Annotated in this window: 17 protein-coding genes and 2 pseudogenes; 3 read left to right on the top strand and 16 right to left on the bottom strand. The window is 35.9% G+C overall.

Annotated elements, in window-relative coordinates; all coding sequences use genetic code 11:
• Nucleotides 1-121 precede the first annotated feature (121 nt).
• The 13 genes and pseudogenes from FVQ77_15610 to FVQ77_15550 form a co-directional block, all read right to left on the bottom strand.
• The gene (locus FVQ77_15610) at nt 122-649 is read right to left on the bottom strand and encodes a nucleotide exchange factor GrpE (protein ID MBW8051730.1); all 528 of its coding nucleotides are present in this window, start codon (nt 647-649) and stop codon (nt 122-124) included.
• Between the two features lie 116 nt (nt 650-765).
• Nucleotides 766-1,764 (bottom strand): GTPase ObgE, encoded by a 999-nt coding sequence (gene obgE, locus FVQ77_15605; GenBank protein ID MBW8051729.1) that lies wholly within the window; start codon nt 1,762-1,764, stop codon nt 766-768.
• Between the two features lie 39 nt (nt 1,765-1,803).
• Nucleotides 1,804-2,424 (bottom strand): adenylate kinase, encoded by a 621-nt coding sequence (locus FVQ77_15600; protein MBW8051728.1) that lies wholly within the window; start codon nt 2,422-2,424, stop codon nt 1,804-1,806.
• Nucleotides 2,425-2,443: 19 nt separating this feature from the next.
• Nucleotides 2,444-2,889, bottom strand: a pseudogene (locus FVQ77_15595) (hypothetical protein).
• A gap of 19 nt (nt 2,890-2,908) precedes the next feature.
• A pseudogene (locus FVQ77_15590) lies at nt 2,909-2,992 on the bottom strand (adenylate kinase).
• 239 nt (nt 2,993-3,231) lie between these two features.
• Nucleotides 3,232-3,780, bottom strand: coding sequence for a hypothetical protein (locus FVQ77_15585; protein MBW8051727.1), 549 nt, complete (start codon nt 3,778-3,780; stop codon nt 3,232-3,234).
• A 15-nt stretch (nt 3,781-3,795) separates the two neighbouring features.
• Nucleotides 3,796-4,278, bottom strand: a complete 483-nt coding sequence (locus tag FVQ77_15580; protein ID MBW8051726.1) for a hypothetical protein — start codon at nt 4,276-4,278, stop codon at nt 3,796-3,798.
• A gap of 2 nt (nt 4,279-4,280) precedes the next feature.
• Entirely contained in the window at nt 4,281-5,516 is a 1,236-nt protein-coding gene (locus FVQ77_15575) for a hypothetical protein (protein MBW8051725.1), read from the bottom strand.
• Between the two features lie 338 nt (nt 5,517-5,854).
• The gene (locus FVQ77_15570; GenBank protein MBW8051724.1) at nt 5,855-6,115 is read right to left on the bottom strand and encodes a hypothetical protein; all 261 of its coding nucleotides are present in this window, start codon (nt 6,113-6,115) and stop codon (nt 5,855-5,857) included.
• Nucleotides 6,115-6,423: a hypothetical protein gene (locus FVQ77_15565; protein ID MBW8051723.1), complete on the bottom strand. Its 309-nt coding sequence runs from the start codon at nt 6,421-6,423 to the stop codon at nt 6,115-6,117. Before FVQ77_15565 ends, FVQ77_15570 begins: the two co-directional genes overlap by 1 nt.
• Nucleotides 6,424-6,537: 114 nt before the next feature.
• Nucleotides 6,538-6,729, bottom strand: coding sequence for a hypothetical protein (locus FVQ77_15560; GenBank protein MBW8051722.1), 192 nt, complete (start codon nt 6,727-6,729; stop codon nt 6,538-6,540).
• Between the two features lie 38 nt (nt 6,730-6,767).
• Nucleotides 6,768-7,094, bottom strand: a complete 327-nt coding sequence (locus FVQ77_15555; GenBank protein MBW8051721.1) for a type II toxin-antitoxin system PemK/MazF family toxin — start codon at nt 7,092-7,094, stop codon at nt 6,768-6,770.
• The gene (locus FVQ77_15550) at nt 7,094-7,306 is read right to left on the bottom strand and encodes a hypothetical protein (GenBank protein ID MBW8051720.1); all 213 of its coding nucleotides are present in this window, start codon (nt 7,304-7,306) and stop codon (nt 7,094-7,096) included. The genes FVQ77_15555 and FVQ77_15550 overlap by 1 nt, the downstream gene beginning before the upstream one ends.
• A gap of 721 nt (nt 7,307-8,027) precedes the next feature.
• Here FVQ77_15550 and FVQ77_15545 point away from each other — a divergent pair.
• The gene (locus tag FVQ77_15545; GenBank protein MBW8051719.1) at nt 8,028-8,606 is read left to right on the top strand and encodes a hypothetical protein; all 579 of its coding nucleotides are present in this window, start codon (nt 8,028-8,030) and stop codon (nt 8,604-8,606) included.
• 219 nt (nt 8,607-8,825) lie between these two features.
• Here the strand turns inward: FVQ77_15545 and hpt are convergent, their stop codons facing one another.
• The 3 genes from hpt to FVQ77_15530 all read right to left on the bottom strand — a co-directional run bounded on the left by hpt (nt 8,826) and on the right by FVQ77_15530 (nt 13,247).
• Complete coding sequence (gene hpt / locus FVQ77_15540) at nt 8,826-9,359, bottom strand: hypoxanthine phosphoribosyltransferase (protein ID MBW8051718.1); 534 nt, start codon at nt 9,357-9,359, stop codon at nt 8,826-8,828.
• A gap of 269 nt (nt 9,360-9,628) precedes the next feature.
• On the bottom strand, nt 9,629-10,090 hold the full coding sequence (gene tnpA, locus FVQ77_15535) for an IS200/IS605 family transposase (protein ID MBW8051717.1): 462 nt from the start codon (nt 10,088-10,090) through the stop codon (nt 9,629-9,631).
• 358 nt (nt 10,091-10,448) lie between these two features.
• Entirely contained in the window at nt 10,449-13,247 is a 2,799-nt protein-coding gene (locus FVQ77_15530; protein ID MBW8051716.1) for a sodium-translocating pyrophosphatase, read from the bottom strand.
• Nucleotides 13,248-13,333: 86 nt separating this feature from the next.
• Between FVQ77_15530 and FVQ77_15525 the strand changes: the two genes are divergently transcribed.
• Nucleotides 13,334-14,677, top strand: a complete 1,344-nt coding sequence (locus tag FVQ77_15525) for a tol-pal system protein YbgF (GenBank protein MBW8051715.1) — start codon at nt 13,334-13,336, stop codon at nt 14,675-14,677.
• Nucleotides 14,678-14,892: 215 nt separating this feature from the next.
• Nucleotides 14,893-15,384, top strand: a complete 492-nt coding sequence (locus FVQ77_15520) for a hypothetical protein (GenBank protein MBW8051714.1) — start codon at nt 14,893-14,895, stop codon at nt 15,382-15,384.
• Nucleotides 15,385-15,545: the final 161 nt, after the last annotated feature.

Below are 15,545 nucleotides of genomic sequence, written 5' to 3'. Positions count from 1 at the left end.
CTGCCAACTGCCGACTTAATGTTGAAACTTTGGATTTTCATTAACGAATATTTTTGACATTATAGACAAGCACTAATAAACGCGATGCAAATATACTTCCTTATTTCCCTATTTCCTTCTTTTAATCTCCGATAACCACCTTAGCAAACCTTATAACCTTATCATTCAAAAAATACCCTTTTTCAACCTCATCTATTACTTTCCCCTTCTTATTTTTACCAGGTGCCGGGATCTTTGAAATAGCTTCATGCAGGTCCATGTTAAACTCCTCTCCGATTGCCTCCATAGGTTTCAACCCCTTTTGTGTAAGGATATTTATAAAGTTGCTATTAATAAGTTTTATACCATCTTTAACAGACTCAATATCATTTGACTTATCTATTGAAGATCGGGCTCTTTCAAAATCATCTATTACGGGTAAGAGTGAAATTACTAAAGCCTCATTAGCTTGCATTATTAAATCCAATCTTTCTTTTGCCGTTCTGCGTCTGAAATTTTCAAAATCGGAATAGAGCCTCAGGTATTTTTCCTTTTGTTCCTTTAATTCCTTATTCAGCTTTTGGATCTTGGCTGAATGTTTGTCAGACAGACCCCCCTCTTTTGACCGGGTATTCTTAGTCTTGTTATTCACTTTTTTATCAAACTTCATTTTAAGGTATAATGCTAATCCCGAGTACTCGGGATTAGCATTTTATTAATTAGTATTTCAAATAATTTGCCAAAGGTAAAAGTATGACAAAATGTCTTATATAAAAATCGTTATATTTACTCAGAATCATTTGTTGCTCCCCACAATACATCTTTTAACTTCTCAATCCCATCCCCTGTAACGGATGAAATATAAGTATGCTGAACATTTGCAGGAAGTTCTTTTTCAATCGCTTGCTTCAATTCATCATCTAAAAGATCAGATTTTGATATAGCCAATATCCTTTTTTTATTGAGAAGTTCCGGGTTATATTTTTTTAATTCTCCAAGCAGGATGTCATATTCCCTATAAATATCATTACTATCAGCAGGTACCAGAAACAGTAAAACAGCATTTCTTTCAATATGTCTTAAAAACCTCAAGCCGATACCTTTTCCCTCAGAAGCGCCTTCAATGATCCCGGGAATATCTGCCATTACAAAAGACCTGAGATCTTTATAGCCAACCACACCCAGGTTAGGAACAAGCGTAGTAAAAGGATAATCGGCAATTTTTGGCCTGGCAGCCGAAACTACCGATAACAAAGTTGATTTGCCTGCATTCGGAAAACCAACCAGGCCAACGTCAGCCAAAAGCTTTAATTCAAGGACTATCCATTCTTCAATCCCAGGTTCGCCAGGTTGAGCATACCGGGGAGTTTGGTTGGTAGATGTTTTGAAATGAGCATTCCCCAGACCACCTCTTCCCCCTGGAGTGATAACCATTTCCTGCCTGTTTTGAGTTATGTCTCCCTTTATTTCACCTCTTTCAGCATCTTTAGCGATAGTTCCAACCGGTACGTCTAAAATAACATCTTCGCCTTGAGCGCCCGATCTGCATCCTCCCTCACCGGGCAAACCGGCTTTTGCTATGACATGCTTACGGTATTTGAGATGCAGCAATGTCCAAAGCTGGGAATTGCCTTTCAGTATAATGTGCCCTCCCCTGCCTCCATCTCCTCCATCAGGCCCACCTTTTGCCACAAACTTTTCGCGCCTGAAATGCACGGCACCCGGACCACCTGCACCAGAGCGGCAATGTATCTTTACATGGTCTATGAAATTTTGAGAAGGCATTTTAATTGTAAATGAGCATGGCACATAGCGAAAGGAGCTTTAGCGTGGTGAACCCCGCCAGTTGGCGGGGCCCTGCGCCATGCGCCATACTCTTTTATCTATCTCTTTACAAATATTTTCAAAAATATCTTCAATCTTCCCAATTCCATTGATAGGCGTATATTTCCCTTTCCTGTCATAATAAGCAGCTACGGGGGCGGTTTTGCTTTCATATTCCTGCACTCTTTTTCTGATCAACGATTCATCCTGGTCATCTGCGCGACCTGAAGTTTTTCCTCTCAATAGCAATCTTTTTGTAAGCTCTTTTTCATCAACCTGTAATGCGATCATGCCGCTGATTGTCGTATTATTCTTTTGCAAAAGTTCATCAAGAGCTTCGGCCTGGGTAACGGTTCTGGGAAAACCATCAAAGATAAAGCCTTTTGCTGCTTTATTCTCTTTCAGTTTATTATCTATCATACCGATTACCACTTCATCGGGCGCCAATTTGCCTTTATCCATATATCCCTTGGCTCTTTTGCCTAATGGCGTCCCATTGGCAATTTCCCCACGCAGCAGATCTCCGGTGGAAAGATGTAATAAATTATATTTACTGATAATTCTCTCGCTTTGAGTCCCTTTGCCTGAACCGGGAGGGCCGAATAAGACTATGTTTAACATTTTTTAAAATATTGATTATTTATCCTTTTTGCCATTGCTTAATTTTTTTTGCTTCCCTGGTTATTTTCTTTTCTTCACTGTCAAGCAAGCGTTGTTCTATCAATTCCTGTTTGCGGGTTTGAACGGCAAAATAAGTTTGGGCAAAGGCAATTTCCGACTTGGATGCATCACCGTTTTGAGCTATCAGGTAGCAGGCATAACGGGTCAGCGCCATATCAGGTATTTCCCTTTTCGACCCGCTGCCAAGCTCAACCATTTTCCCGATACCGGCAAAATGGTCGGAAATCTTTATTTCTGCGTTTTCTGCCGCTTTTTTGGCTTTCTCAATTACCTTTAAGAAATTGTCCCATTTACTGTATCCGAGCAATTGCTGCAATTCCCTTGCACTCCAGCACTCAATGCCGTTGTAGAGGTAGCAATGTTTTCAAACTGACGAAAAAGCTCCTGTATCTGTTCTTTTTGCATTTAGCTGATGTTGTAAAATTTTTAAATTATATTTACTGATAATTCTCTTGATTTGAGTTCCTTTACCTGAACCGGGAGGGCCGAAGAGTACAATATTTAACATTTTTTTAAATTCTATTGATCTAATTACAATTTTATCACTCTAACTATGACATTGACTATGACAATGACTATGACGAATAAGGCTAAAAAACGTGCGGGGTTTCTGCGCTTGTTTCTGTCCCGCTACGACAAAGATAGAGAAAAGCGATGAACTTTCGGCTTGCATATTCCCCCGCATATTGTATGCCCAAAGTTAGCTACTGTACCTTGTCTTTTAAATTTTCTCGTTATGTGATTCTTTTAAAATACTTGCCAAATTTCAACAAAGCAAAGCATTTTATTTTTATAGTGTTCTGACCATGTAGGAAATGTGAACAGTTCACCTATTCTTTTCATCTTTATTTCGGAATTGCTAACTATTCTTGTCATTCGACTACCATTGTTTTGGTCTTTTTCAAAAACATCTTCTAATGCGCAAAATACTTTAAAATAATCACTTGGTAGTTTGTGTAATTTTTCAATGTCACTTTTATATTTATAATCCTTATCCCGCATTTTAAATTCAATCACTATGATCTCGTTTTTTTCTTTTTTACCAACCTCAAAAATTAAGTCAAAAATCTCTGTTGTGCTTCGTCCTGGTATTGATACCTTTGATTCTCTAATCCACTCGAATTCTCTTCCATTAAATATTTTTGCTCCATTTAGAGATATTTCTTTTCCAACAGTATAGACAAAAGCAAGTTCAGGCATATAGAAAATCCCTTTTCCTAAACCTTTAAGGATTTCATCCTCTCTTAATGCAATGTCAATAATTTTGTTTTTGATATTATTTAATATTTGTTCCATATTTATAAATTTGAATTAGTCTATTGTTATTTTTTCTGCTTGTGTCCAAGTACTACCTTTATAATCTGTTAACGTGAGTATTATATCAAAACTATATGGCATTTGAGGATTTACAGGATAAATTGATAAACTAAATTCAAATCCATAATAAAACTTTTTTGTCTGATCTTTTCTAATTTCTGTATCATCAGTAAACAAACCACTACAAATAACATTATTTGTTATAAAATCAATTAAGGTATCATTTTCAGTAATATATCCGTTAACATCTTTAGTTGCTCCACCTATATTTTTAATTGTTGGGTATAAATAAAAGAGCCTTTCATATGGGCTTGTCGTTGAATGCTCTTTTATTTCAATAAATTCAACAATTATATCTGGTTCTGATTCCTTCTCTGGGGTTTCCTTATATGGGTCAAGTGGATTTACACGTTCATATTTAGTGCAACTAACAACACACAAAAGGAGTAATATTGAAATTGTTACATAATTTTTCATAACTAAAATTTTAATGAAATTGAGACGGTTACAGTTTCTCCGTTAAAACTTGGATAAATTGAAACTATATTCTTTATCCCTAATGATTTATTATAATTATCTGCTATAACATAAGCATCTATTAGTCCATATATCATAGACAAACTGGCTATAGTCCCGAATAAAACGCTCTTTTTTCTATATGCTTCGGCTTGATCATAGAGTTCAATTATTTGGTCAACATCAGTAGCATCTTTATATTCTTCATATGTTGCATCTCCTTTTTTTTTGAAGTTATAGCTTAAATATGAAGTGGATGAAACAAGTCCAAGTAATATCCCTCCTTTTAAATAGTTTTTATTTCTAATTTGCCCAAGTCCGGGAATTAGTGAGCTGATACTATTTGAGATAGGGTTTCGCTTTAATTTACTCATTTTCTCATTTGTAAAACCTAATAATGTTTTGTCGAACTTACTCGCTTTTTGATAATTATAGATGGCAAGTTTGTAATCTTTTTTGTTCAGATATTCGTCACCTAAATTTAAATATGCTTTTCCCATTTTTACCCCACATTCACTATCAACTGAATCAGTTATATCAGTACGAATTGCATTTTCGTATTTATCAATAGCTTTTTCCCAATCCTTATTACTCATAAGATTATCGCCTTCTTGTACTAATTCTCTTGCCTTTATTAAGTTTTCTTTTTCTTTTTTTCTCCTTTCTTCCTCTAATTTTTTTTGTTTTTCTTTTTCCTTTCTCATATTTCCTTGAATTTTTCTATTTATTTCTTCTTCATTTTTTGAAGTCCATTTTTTGACATAATCCCCTTTTAAAAATACAGCAGTACAATTATTTATGACGTCTTCTTTTCCTATAGAGCTCATATCAATAACAACAGTGTAATCCATAGTTAGTAAATTGTTATCTTTCACACCTTTTCCAGTAATTACGAAACCTACTCCTAAATTTTGTTTAGGAATGTTAAAAACATTTCCTAAAATTTTTATTTTAATTTTCTTTCTTGCTTGAAAATAAATTCCTTCAATGAAATATTGATTACCTATTGATAAAATTTTAATATTATATGGATTTGACCATTGATTTTTATTTCTTCCCTGACTACATTTTTCTTTTCCATAATAATTACCTAACCATGCAGAATTCGATTGCCCTATCAAATTAGTCGATATTGTCATTAAGAGTATAATTAATAGTAAAAAGTTTTTATTGATAAATTTTAATTCTATCTTTTTCATATGATAATTTTTTCTGTACTCTTTCAAATTTAAAAGGTAAGGTTGAGTTCAACTATAATATAAAGGTATGATTATACTTTTATTTATACAAATTTTATATCCATTTTTTCTGGGTTGGGAGTAAAGAAAGTGCGGGTTTAAGAACATCGTTTCTTTCGCCTGAAACAAAAAGTTAAATACAACTTCTAATCTCGAAATATTTCTGTATCTTGCATTTACTATGACAATGACTATAGACTATGACTTTTAGACATTAACTATATTTAAGTTTTCGTCATTCGGATGGATAAGATTGTTGCGCTTTTAAAACGAACGAAAATTATTGATACTTCAAAAAATTAAAAATCGTATTCATAATTATTGTAATCACCCAGGATTTCTTCTATATGATACAATTCAGGAGAATCAATGAAAGTAAATGCAACATCATCTATTATTTGTAATCTCTTTCTTTGGTTTGCGTTAAGTTTCTGTATACTGGGAAAATACTTCAGGGGTACAACGATAATCCTTCCGTCCTGCAAACAAACATCCATTTTACCCTTAGTGGTAAATTTTATGTTACTGATTACCGGTTTAATATCTATAATTCCTTCCATTATTTGAATTTTTTAAATTTTACTTTCAGATCATTATAAAAATTATTTAATCCATCATCTATAAAATCCCTGACATCATCTCTCTCTAAAAGTTTTATTATTTTATTCAGCTCTTGTTCCGTAAAATCCCCCATTCGAATATCATCAACTTTAATTTGCGGCTCTAACCATATTTTTGTAAATGATACCCTGCCTCTTTTTTTACTTAATACATGAATATGTTTTGGCTCGGGTTTTCCGCGCACTTTACGCTTGTCTGCGGAAAAGATACCAAATACAAATTTACCATACTCTAATATCTTCGGCATTTGCAAATATACAAAATAAAATTCATTGTTTATTGTCATGGTCATCGTCATCTTCATCGTCATTAGTCATCATCAATTGATACAAAAAAATATAATTTTAACCAGACAAACCTATTAAATTAATTGATATATGTCCCTAAAATTCCTCCCGTACCCATCATAATCCAACCCATATCCTACCACAAATTTATCAGGAATTTCAAAGCCGAAATATTTTATATCCACTTTTTTCTGTAAAGCTTCACGCTTGATCAATAAAGCAGTCACTTCAATAGAACGGGGCTTTAATTTATTTAATTCTGTCAAAATTTGATCAATTGTAATGCCCGTATCTACAAAGCGTCTTATTTTACCAAATTTTGAAAAATATTTTTGAATGTTATCAATTCAGATTTTGAGAGTTTTCCAAGTTGCGCTATCATGTCCCCTTTTTTCAAAGTTACTATTCTGTCCACCTTGATAACTGATTTTGTCCTTAACTTATTTGTTTCGTTGGGTTCAATTATAATTTCATTCCCTGATATTGTTTTTGGAATAACCGAACTAATTGCAGCTAAAATAATGTCTTTAAACTTATCTTTTGTTTGGGCAATTACGATTGCTGGTCTTACTTTTACATTTGTCGATTGGGCAAAAGGAAAGGGAATAAGGATGATATCACCTGTTTTCATTATTTGCTTTTAGTCAGGTAGTCTTGATATAAGTCTTCTTTTTCATTTTTCCAAAAAGTAAAAGAATTAGTTTGAGCAGAAAAGTTTCTTAGTTGTTCTATTTCATTAACTTCTTCAATGAAAGTTATGATAACTTTATATTTTCTGTTTTTGGGGAGCTTTTCCAACGGTCTAATAGTTTTGCCGTCATAAATACCTTTGATTGCAAGCATTTTTTATTTTGTTTTTTAGTCCAAAATTCAAAATTACAACATTTTATATAATTCTTTAGTTCATATTCATTATTTTTTGTCCACAAATGAAAATAATAATTAGCAGGTTTTTAACAAATAAGCAACAAAAAGTGGGGATTCTTTCAACCAAAATTTACACCTGAACTAAAGATTTATTTGTCATTTTTCTTTTTAAAGCTGAGTCCACTCTAAAAAGTCTTTTTTGCCACAAAAGCACAAAAACACAAAATCCCACTAAAAATTAACTAATTGATTTTCAGGGTTTTGTGGGATTTAGTGCTTTGGTGATTTGGTGGCATTTTTATTTTTTGGACTTATTAGAGTGGACTCAATATTACATAACAAATATAAAAAAAAATATAAAATTAATTAGAAATTGAAAAAATAATTATATTTGCACCGAACTAAAACAAAAAAAATATAGAGTAAAAAGGAAAAAGACATAACAAAAAAGTAGTGTTGCTTACGTTTCCTCTAAGATAAAACGACCATAGTATATTCTGCACAGAGAGAAATAGCAAAGGCAATGCACCCGCAAGGGTGTGTTACTTATTGCTTATTTCAGCTCTGTGCTGGTGCTTGGTCGTACCAATCCTAGACTGAAAATTTGCATGAGGTTCATGCCCTTTTTTGTTGCCAATTTTCAAAGTTCATTTATTAACCTGCCTTTAGAACCTCAGGCAACAAAACAATCAAAATTATGAAAACAAAAAGTTTATTTTTCGCTGTTCTGATGCTAATGGGAGTGTTGGCATTTACAGGATGTAAAAAGGATCCTTGTGAAGGTGTTACTTGTCAAAATAGTGGCACATGTAACGAAGGAACTTGTAAATGTCCAGCAGGGTTCAGTGGTACATTTTGTGGTACAGAGGTTACCCCAACCACGATAACTTTAACAAAGGTTGTAATGGATCAGTTTCCACCACTTGATAATGGCAGTGATTGGGATGGTGCGTTATGCGGTGGTGCAAATCCTGATATATCTATTGGATTATGGAATGGTAGTAGCTATATCTATACGTCTGGCACATATTCAGATGTCGTTCCTGGTACTCAAAAAACCTATACATTAGGTTTGCCAATTACAATTAATAATCCAACAGGAACTTATGCTGTGGATTTGTTTGACGATGATACTGGCGTTTGTGCTCCTGATGATTATATGGGAGGGTTAGAATTTGTTCCATACACATCTGGCAATGGTTTCCCATCAACAATAAGAGTTGACAATTTAACTGCGCAAATAGATGTAACTCTACACGTAACTTATACTTGGTAAACAAACGGACAATTATTTGTAACATTATTTATGGGGGTATAAGGGTAAAATTTCAATCTTATGCCCTCTTTATTTTTTTTAGGTGGGCTTTTAGTTGGCTGGCTTAAATCAGTCAGATAAATATGGTCTTAATGAAAATCAGTATTATGTCTCGTTTGACAAAGATGTGAAACGAGAAATCGGAGTATCTCCTACCCAGTACCCAGAACCCAACAACAATCATTGATCCACCAACTGATAAATATCCCTAAAATTCCTCCCGTACCCATCATAATCCAACCCATATCCTACCACAAATTTATCGGGAATTTCAAAGCCGAAGTATTTTATATCCACTTTTTTCTGTAAAGCTTCACGCTTGATCAATAAAGCAGTCACTTCAATAGAACGGGGCTTTAATTTATGTAATTCTGTCAAAATCTGATCAATTGTAATGCCCGTATCTACAATGTCTTCAATGATTATTATGTCTCTGTGCTTTATATCTTCATTTAAACCGATCAATTCTTTAGCGCTACCACTTGTGCTCACACCCCGGTAAGAAGAAAGCTTAATAAAAGAAAGCTGGGTTGGGATATTAATTTGTTGTATCAGGTCTGCTGCAAAGATGAACGCCCCGTTAAGTACAGGTATGAATAATGGCATTTTACCCTTATAATCTTCATTGATCTTCTCACCAATTATCCGGACTTTTTTTATGATCTCTCCGTGAGCTATAAACTTTTCAAAATGTTTGTCTTTTACTTTGATCATTTTTTGCTGGTTGCTGGAGACTGGGTTCTGTGTGTTTTATATTGGATGTTGGATACTGGATATGTTTCGCTCCTAACGGAGCGATGGTTTTGTGTTTGGTTGTAATTTACCAATATTTAGCCCCTACAGGGCTTGGTTGGATGTTGTTTTATAGCCCCTACGGGACTGCAAAAAACTCCGTAGGAGTTGCATATTAGTAAAAAAAATGATAACCACAATGCTCTCGCTCCGTTAGGAGCGAAATATAAGCCAACCTATCACTTTTGCAGTCAATCAAAAAATTCAAAAACATACCTCTCATCATATTCAACATCAAATTCTTTCAGAAATTCAAAATATTCTTCCCGGAATGTCTTTTTAGCGTGGTGCTGCTCTTGATTTAAAATGTATTTTATAACACTGTCTCTTTGTGATTTGCTGTAAGAAAATGCGCCAAATCCATCCTGCCAGCGAAATTTGTGCTTGCTTAATTTTTTTTCGTTAACAAATGTTGACGAATCCGATTTAATATCTCTTACTAAATCAGATAAGTTACTGTCTGCCCTCATACCAAAAAATATATGGATATGGTCCGGCATACCATTGATAGCTAACAATTTTTGGTCTTGATTTCTTAAAATACCTGATATGTATTTATGTAATGTCACCTTAAAATCAGGTGTAATCAATGCCTGGCGGTATTTTACCGCAAACACTAATTGAATGGAGATTTGTGTGTATGTGTTTGCCATGATGTTTTAGATATTGATGTTGTTTGTATTTATGTTTCGCTCCTAACGGAGCGATGATTTTGTGTTTGATTGTAGTTTTTACCAATGTGTAGCCCCTACGGGGCTGTTCTCTTTTTTTATTTAGTTTACCAGTATTTAGTCCCGCTGGGGTTGTTTTCTACCAGTTTACCAATATTTAGCTCCCTGGGGCTGTTATTTAGTTCTACCAATTTAAATAAACTCCGTAGGAGTTAAATATTGGTACAAAAAATGATTAACAGAATGTTATCGCTCCGTTAGGAGCGAAATGTTTCCTACATCCAACATCCACTATCAATGTTTATGACTCTTATAATCGTCAGTGACTAACTCCCAGTACTTACTCCTCCTCCCCGGTTTCCTGAGGATTTGCTTCAATTGAAAATTGAATACTGACTTCATCTCCAACTATTGACCCTATCTTATATTTTCCTATACCAAAATCACTCCGGTTAATTAAAAGTTCTCCTTCCAATGCTGCTACTGTCCATTGCTCATCTTCTTCGCCCAAAACCTGATAGCCCAGATACCTGAAAACAAATATAACATCCTGGCTAACATCCTTAACAGTTAGTTTTCCTATTGCTAAATATCCTTCATCAGTTTTTTGCAGACTATCAGACTTAAATGTAATGGTGGGATATTTTTCAGTATCAAAGAAATCCGATGACCTTAAATGATTATCCCTTTTTTCAATGTGTGTGTTTATTGAATTAGCATCAATTTGCAGCCAGATAGAAGACTTTGCAATATCTGCCTGAATATCAATTTCACCGGAAAATTTACCAAACTCACCTTTTACCTTTGACAAAATATGCCGTATTTCAAAATTGATAAATGAATGAACAGGATCAATTTCCCAGACCCCTTTTATTTCCTGTATATCTTTAAACTCACTCTTTAACTCCTTCTCTTGTAGAAGAGGAGAAACTTTATCTTCCAAAGCTATTAGCGGTGCAATCACCAGGGCTATCACCGCCATTAATTTGAGTAAAATATTTAAGGAAGGGCCGGAAGTATCTTTTAAAGGATCGCCAACCGTGTCACCTACTACAGCCGCTTTGTGTGCATCTGAACCTTTTTCGTACATAACACCATCAATTTCTATCCCTTCTTCTATCATTTTCTTGGCGTTGTCCCAGGCCCCACCTGCATTTGCCTGAAATATGGCTAACAGCACGCCCGAAACAGTAACACCTGCCAGTAATCCGCCCAGCATCTCTGCACCTCCTAAAAATCCAGCAATAACAGGAACAGAAACAGCTAAAAGACCGGGTAAGATCATCTTCCTGATAGCCGCTTGCGTTGAAATGGATACACAGTGTCCGTATTGGGCTTTACCATCCGCATTTTCGAATGTTCTTTTATCTTCTTCACTCCATTGATCTTGTTCCTTGCCTTCATTCTTTCTCATCACATCTAATGCAGCGCCCAGCTCCGGGATCGTTTTAAATTGTCTTCTCACTTCTTCGATCATTGCCGTTGCAGCTTTTCCTACTGCATTAATAGCCAGCGATGAAAACAGGAAGGGCAGCATGCCTCCTATAAAGAGCCCTGCCATCACATTGGCTTTTGAAATGTCAATGGTTAGAATATGCGCTGAAGTCATAAATGCCCCGAAAAGCGCTAAAGCGGTTAATGCTGCAGAACCAATGGCAAAGCCTTTTCCAATAGCTGCTGTGGTATTGCCAACCGCATCTAATTTGTCTGTCCTTTGCCGCACTTCTTTGGGCAAGCTTGCCATCTCCGCAATTCCACCGGAATTGTCTGCAATGGGGCCATAAGCATCCACAGCTAATTGGATCCCCAAATTTGATAACATTCCTACCGCAGCGATCGCTATGCCATACAAACCTGCAAAATGGAAAGCGCCCATTATCGCAAAGGCTATTATTAAAACAGGGATCGCAGTAGACATCATGCCTGTGCCGATACCTGTAATGATGTTTGTTGCTGCTCCTGTAACTGATTGTCGTGCAATGGCAACAACGGGCTTTTTGCCGGTGCCTGTATAATATTCAGTGATCATACCTATCAAAAGCCCGGCAGACAAACCAATGATGGTTGCCCAAAAAATATCTATAGACTCTATCACTCTTTCAACACCATATAACGGATCGTTAAAAGTCCATTTTTCGGGCAGCATCCACGTGATAAGGAAATAAGAAGCAATGACCATTAAAACCGAAGACCCGAACTCTCCTATATTTAAAGCCATTTGAGGACTGCCGCCTTCTTTTACTTTTACAAAAAAGGTCCCAATAATAGAGACGATAATGCCTGCACTTGCCAGCACTAACGGTAGCAATACGGCAGATAAGCCATTAAAGCTATCCTCAAAACCCGCAGTCATAAATGCAGCGCCAAGCACCATGGTGGCTACAATGGAGCCAACATAAGATTCAAACAGGTCAGCGCCCATGCCGGCAACATCACCAACATTATCGCCAACATTGTCTGCTATGGTAGCCGGGTTCAATGGGTGGTCTTCAGGGATACCTGCTTCAACTTTGCCCACAAGGTCAGCGCCTACATCTGCAGCTTTGGTATAAATGCCGCCTCCTACCCGGGCGAATAAAGCAATGGATGAAGCGCCAAAAGAAAACCCAGTAACGATTGTAATGACCTTGTTGAGATTTTCGTTGAGGCTTTCTGCAGTATCAACATCAAAAATATTACTATAGATCAAAAATAATGAGCCCAGCCCCAAAACACCCAGGCCAACCACTCCCATGCCCATTACCGAGCCACCTGCAAAAGCAACCTCCAGCGCTTTGCCAATGCTGGTTCTTGCTGCATTAGCGGTCCTCACATTGGCTTTGGTAGCCACCTTCATACCAATTATGCCGGCTAATCCCGAACAAAATGCGCCTACAATAAATGAGACCGCAACTAAAGGGGAAGAATTTTCATTTACGCTGCCAGCGTATCCTAATAAAACAGCCACACATATTACAAATATGGCAAGCACTTTGTATTCTGCTTTCAGAAAAGCCATGGCGCCTTCGGCAATATGCCCGGCAATTTTTTTCATCTTGTCGGTGCCTGCATCCTGCTTTGAAACCCATATTGATTTCCATAGGGTATAGAGTAAAGCAAGTATTCCGAAAAGGGGTAGATAATAAGCTATGTTTTCCATGATGTTAATAGTTTAAAGATTATTTGTAATTTTGTTCCTAAATTGAGTGCGCAAATGTAAATGTTTTATTTTGATATTTTCAAAATATGAAAATCATTTTATCATTTTTGATCTTTGTATTTACTATAAAGGTATGGTGTCAGGTGGAAACACCTGACACCACTAACATACCCCGAAAGGATCGGGACAGGCCTGACACCACTAAGATTGATGCACAGCAAACAGATACAATCCCTGATACAATCATTCCTCCTAATAATTTACCCCCCTTACCCCCCGGATACTCAGGATCAGTAAAAGCAGACAGCAACAAGATGCTCCTCATGGATATGAACGTGCAAATTGATGCTACCCAGGCAGTGAATGATATGTATAATTTCAAGTTTAAAAAGGCAGAAAAACAATTTATTTGGCTGAAGCAAAAATTTCCTGACCATCCATTACCATACTTTTTGCTGGGGTTAAGCCAATGGTGGAAGATCATTCCTAATCTTAATAATGAAACTTTTGATTTTAGGCCTTTGGATAACATCTTCCATGCCTACATGGACACTGCGGTCATGAAAGCTGAAAAAATATATATAAATTCCTCCGGTAGTATAAAAATAGAGGCGGCATTTTTCCTGGGGGGCGCTTATGGCATGAAAGCAAGGGTTTATTCTGACCGCAAGATGTGGAGAAAAGCCACTTTTGCCAGCAGAAATGCATTTCACTTTTTACAGGAAAGTAAGGGGCATAATGACCTGAGCCCGGAGTTTTTATTTGGAGAAGGGCTTTATAATTATTATGCTGTTTGGATCCCTGAAAATTATTTTTGGTTACGCCCTATTGTTGCATTATTTCCTGGTGGAGATAAGGAATTGGGCCTTAAGCAACTGCGTGAGGTATCATTAAACGCCTTTTACACCAGAACTGAGGCCCAATATCATCTGATGCGTATCTACGCCAACGAAGAACATGATCCAAATGCTGCCTACCAGATCTCTGAATATTTGGCAGCAACATTTCCTGATAATGCTTATTTCCAGAGATTCTATGCAAGACTAACATTTGTAAAGGGAAAGCAATCAAAAACGGAAAATATCTCACTTAGCATATTAGAAAAGATTGATAAAAACATGCCCGGGTATGAAGATATCAGCGGCAGGTATGCTGCATATTTTCTCGGTCATATTTACAGGTATAAATACAATGATCTTCAAAAAGCCAAACATTATTTTAAAAAGGCTTTTGTATTTGGTGAAAATATCAAAGCTTATGACTCCCATTATTATCTTTCTTCACTGGCTCATATTGCCCGAATAGCTGATAAACAGGATGAAAAGACGGTGGCAAAAATATATTACAAGATCTTATTGAAAAGAACAAACAAAAAAGATGATCTGTATAAAGAAGCGAAGGAGTATTTGAAGGGGAAAAAGTTGAGATAATTGCAAAATCAAATTATTATTCGTTTTTTTGCAAATAAGTTATTAGCTACTAAACGAAACATTAATTTATTAATGCAATGATTTCAGCATACGTTTTTTTAGCGATATTATTCCTTGGTCTTGCAGGACTGTTTATAACTATAACCTGGCTTGCAATAAAAGATGAAATGGAAGCAAAAAAAAAGGGTCAGGTTAAATAATTAATTTATATCCTAATGAATAAAAAATACATGATTCGTAGATTTTCTGTTGTTATGAGACTAATATCTATATTAGCTATCGTTCTGGTGTTATTGGGCGGTAACAAATGTAAAAAATCAGAAAAATCTGATACGCCTGATAAAACAGTGAAAACGGCCAGAGTAGAGACGCCCAATCCCCCTCATAAGGGAGAAGATAATAAAGCCCTTTATAAAAAATGGATACATTCCCATGAAGACGATCAGGAAGATGTAAAGGCATACAGGCCGGATACCTACGAGTTTCCACCTGCAAGGGGGAGATCCGGATTTACTTTTAAAGAGAATGGCGAATTTATTCAACACAACATCCATCCGGCCGACAGAGGTACCGTGCCGGTTAATGGCAAATGGGAAGCAAACCCTGTCAACAAAACCTTGAAGATCAGCCTTGAGGATAAAACTTCCTACCAGATCGAAATTGTGTCTTTAGAGGATGATATGTTGAAGGTAAAAATTTTGAGATAGGAATAATGGGATATTGAAAACGTCAAACTTCTCCGCCAAAGGTGGATTCGCTCAAGTGGAAAACCTTCAACTTCAAAACAAATTCAACCTAAAAATCTAAATTAAAAAAAACAACTTAAATTGTAAGCATTATTAACATCATGCATCAAATTATCAGTTAC

It is taken from the genome of Cytophagales bacterium (assembly GCA_019456305.1).
Classification (GTDB): domain Bacteria; phylum Bacteroidota; class Bacteroidia; order Cytophagales; family VRUD01; genus VRUD01.
The sequence above is the reverse complement of the archived record's forward strand: the minus strand, read 5'-3'. Positions and strand labels throughout refer to the sequence as shown.

Coding starts and splice junctions, on each gene's coding strand:
- FVQ77_15610 (MBW8051730.1), bottom strand. CDS start 649: ATGAAGTTTGATAAAAAAGTGAATAACAAGACTAAGAATACCCGGTCA.
- obgE (MBW8051729.1), bottom strand. CDS start 1,764: ATGCCTTCTCAAAATTTCATAGACCATGTAAAGATACATTGCCGCTCT.
- FVQ77_15600 (MBW8051728.1), bottom strand. CDS start 2,424: ATGTTAAACATAGTCTTATTCGGCCCTCCCGGTTCAGGCAAAGGGACT.
- FVQ77_15585 (MBW8051727.1), bottom strand. CDS start 3,780: ATGGAACAAATATTAAATAATATCAAAAACAAAATTATTGACATTGCA.
- FVQ77_15580 (MBW8051726.1), bottom strand. CDS start 4,278: ATGAAAAATTATGTAACAATTTCAATATTACTCCTTTTGTGTGTTGTT.
- FVQ77_15575 (MBW8051725.1), bottom strand. CDS start 5,516: ATGAAAAAGATAGAATTAAAATTTATCAATAAAAACTTTTTACTATTA.
- FVQ77_15570 (MBW8051724.1), bottom strand. CDS start 6,115: ATGGAAGGAATTATAGATATTAAACCGGTAATCAGTAACATAAAATTT.
- FVQ77_15565 (MBW8051723.1), bottom strand. CDS start 6,423: ATGCCGAAGATATTAGAGTATGGTAAATTTGTATTTGGTATCTTTTCC.
- FVQ77_15555 (MBW8051721.1), bottom strand. CDS start 7,094: ATGAAAACAGGTGATATCATCCTTATTCCCTTTCCTTTTGCCCAATCG.
- FVQ77_15550 (MBW8051720.1), bottom strand. CDS start 7,306: ATGCTTGCAATCAAAGGTATTTATGACGGCAAAACTATTAGACCGTTG.
- FVQ77_15545 (MBW8051719.1), top strand. CDS start 8,028: ATGAAAACAAAAAGTTTATTTTTCGCTGTTCTGATGCTAATGGGAGTG.
- hpt (MBW8051718.1), bottom strand. CDS start 9,359: ATGATCAAAGTAAAAGACAAACATTTTGAAAAGTTTATAGCTCACGGA.
- tnpA (MBW8051717.1), bottom strand. CDS start 10,090: ATGGCAAACACATACACACAAATCTCCATTCAATTAGTGTTTGCGGTA.
- FVQ77_15530 (MBW8051716.1), bottom strand. CDS start 13,247: ATGGAAAACATAGCTTATTATCTACCCCTTTTCGGAATACTTGCTTTA.
- FVQ77_15525 (MBW8051715.1), top strand. CDS start 13,334: ATGAAAATCATTTTATCATTTTTGATCTTTGTATTTACTATAAAGGTA.
- FVQ77_15520 (MBW8051714.1), top strand. CDS start 14,893: ATGAATAAAAAATACATGATTCGTAGATTTTCTGTTGTTATGAGACTA.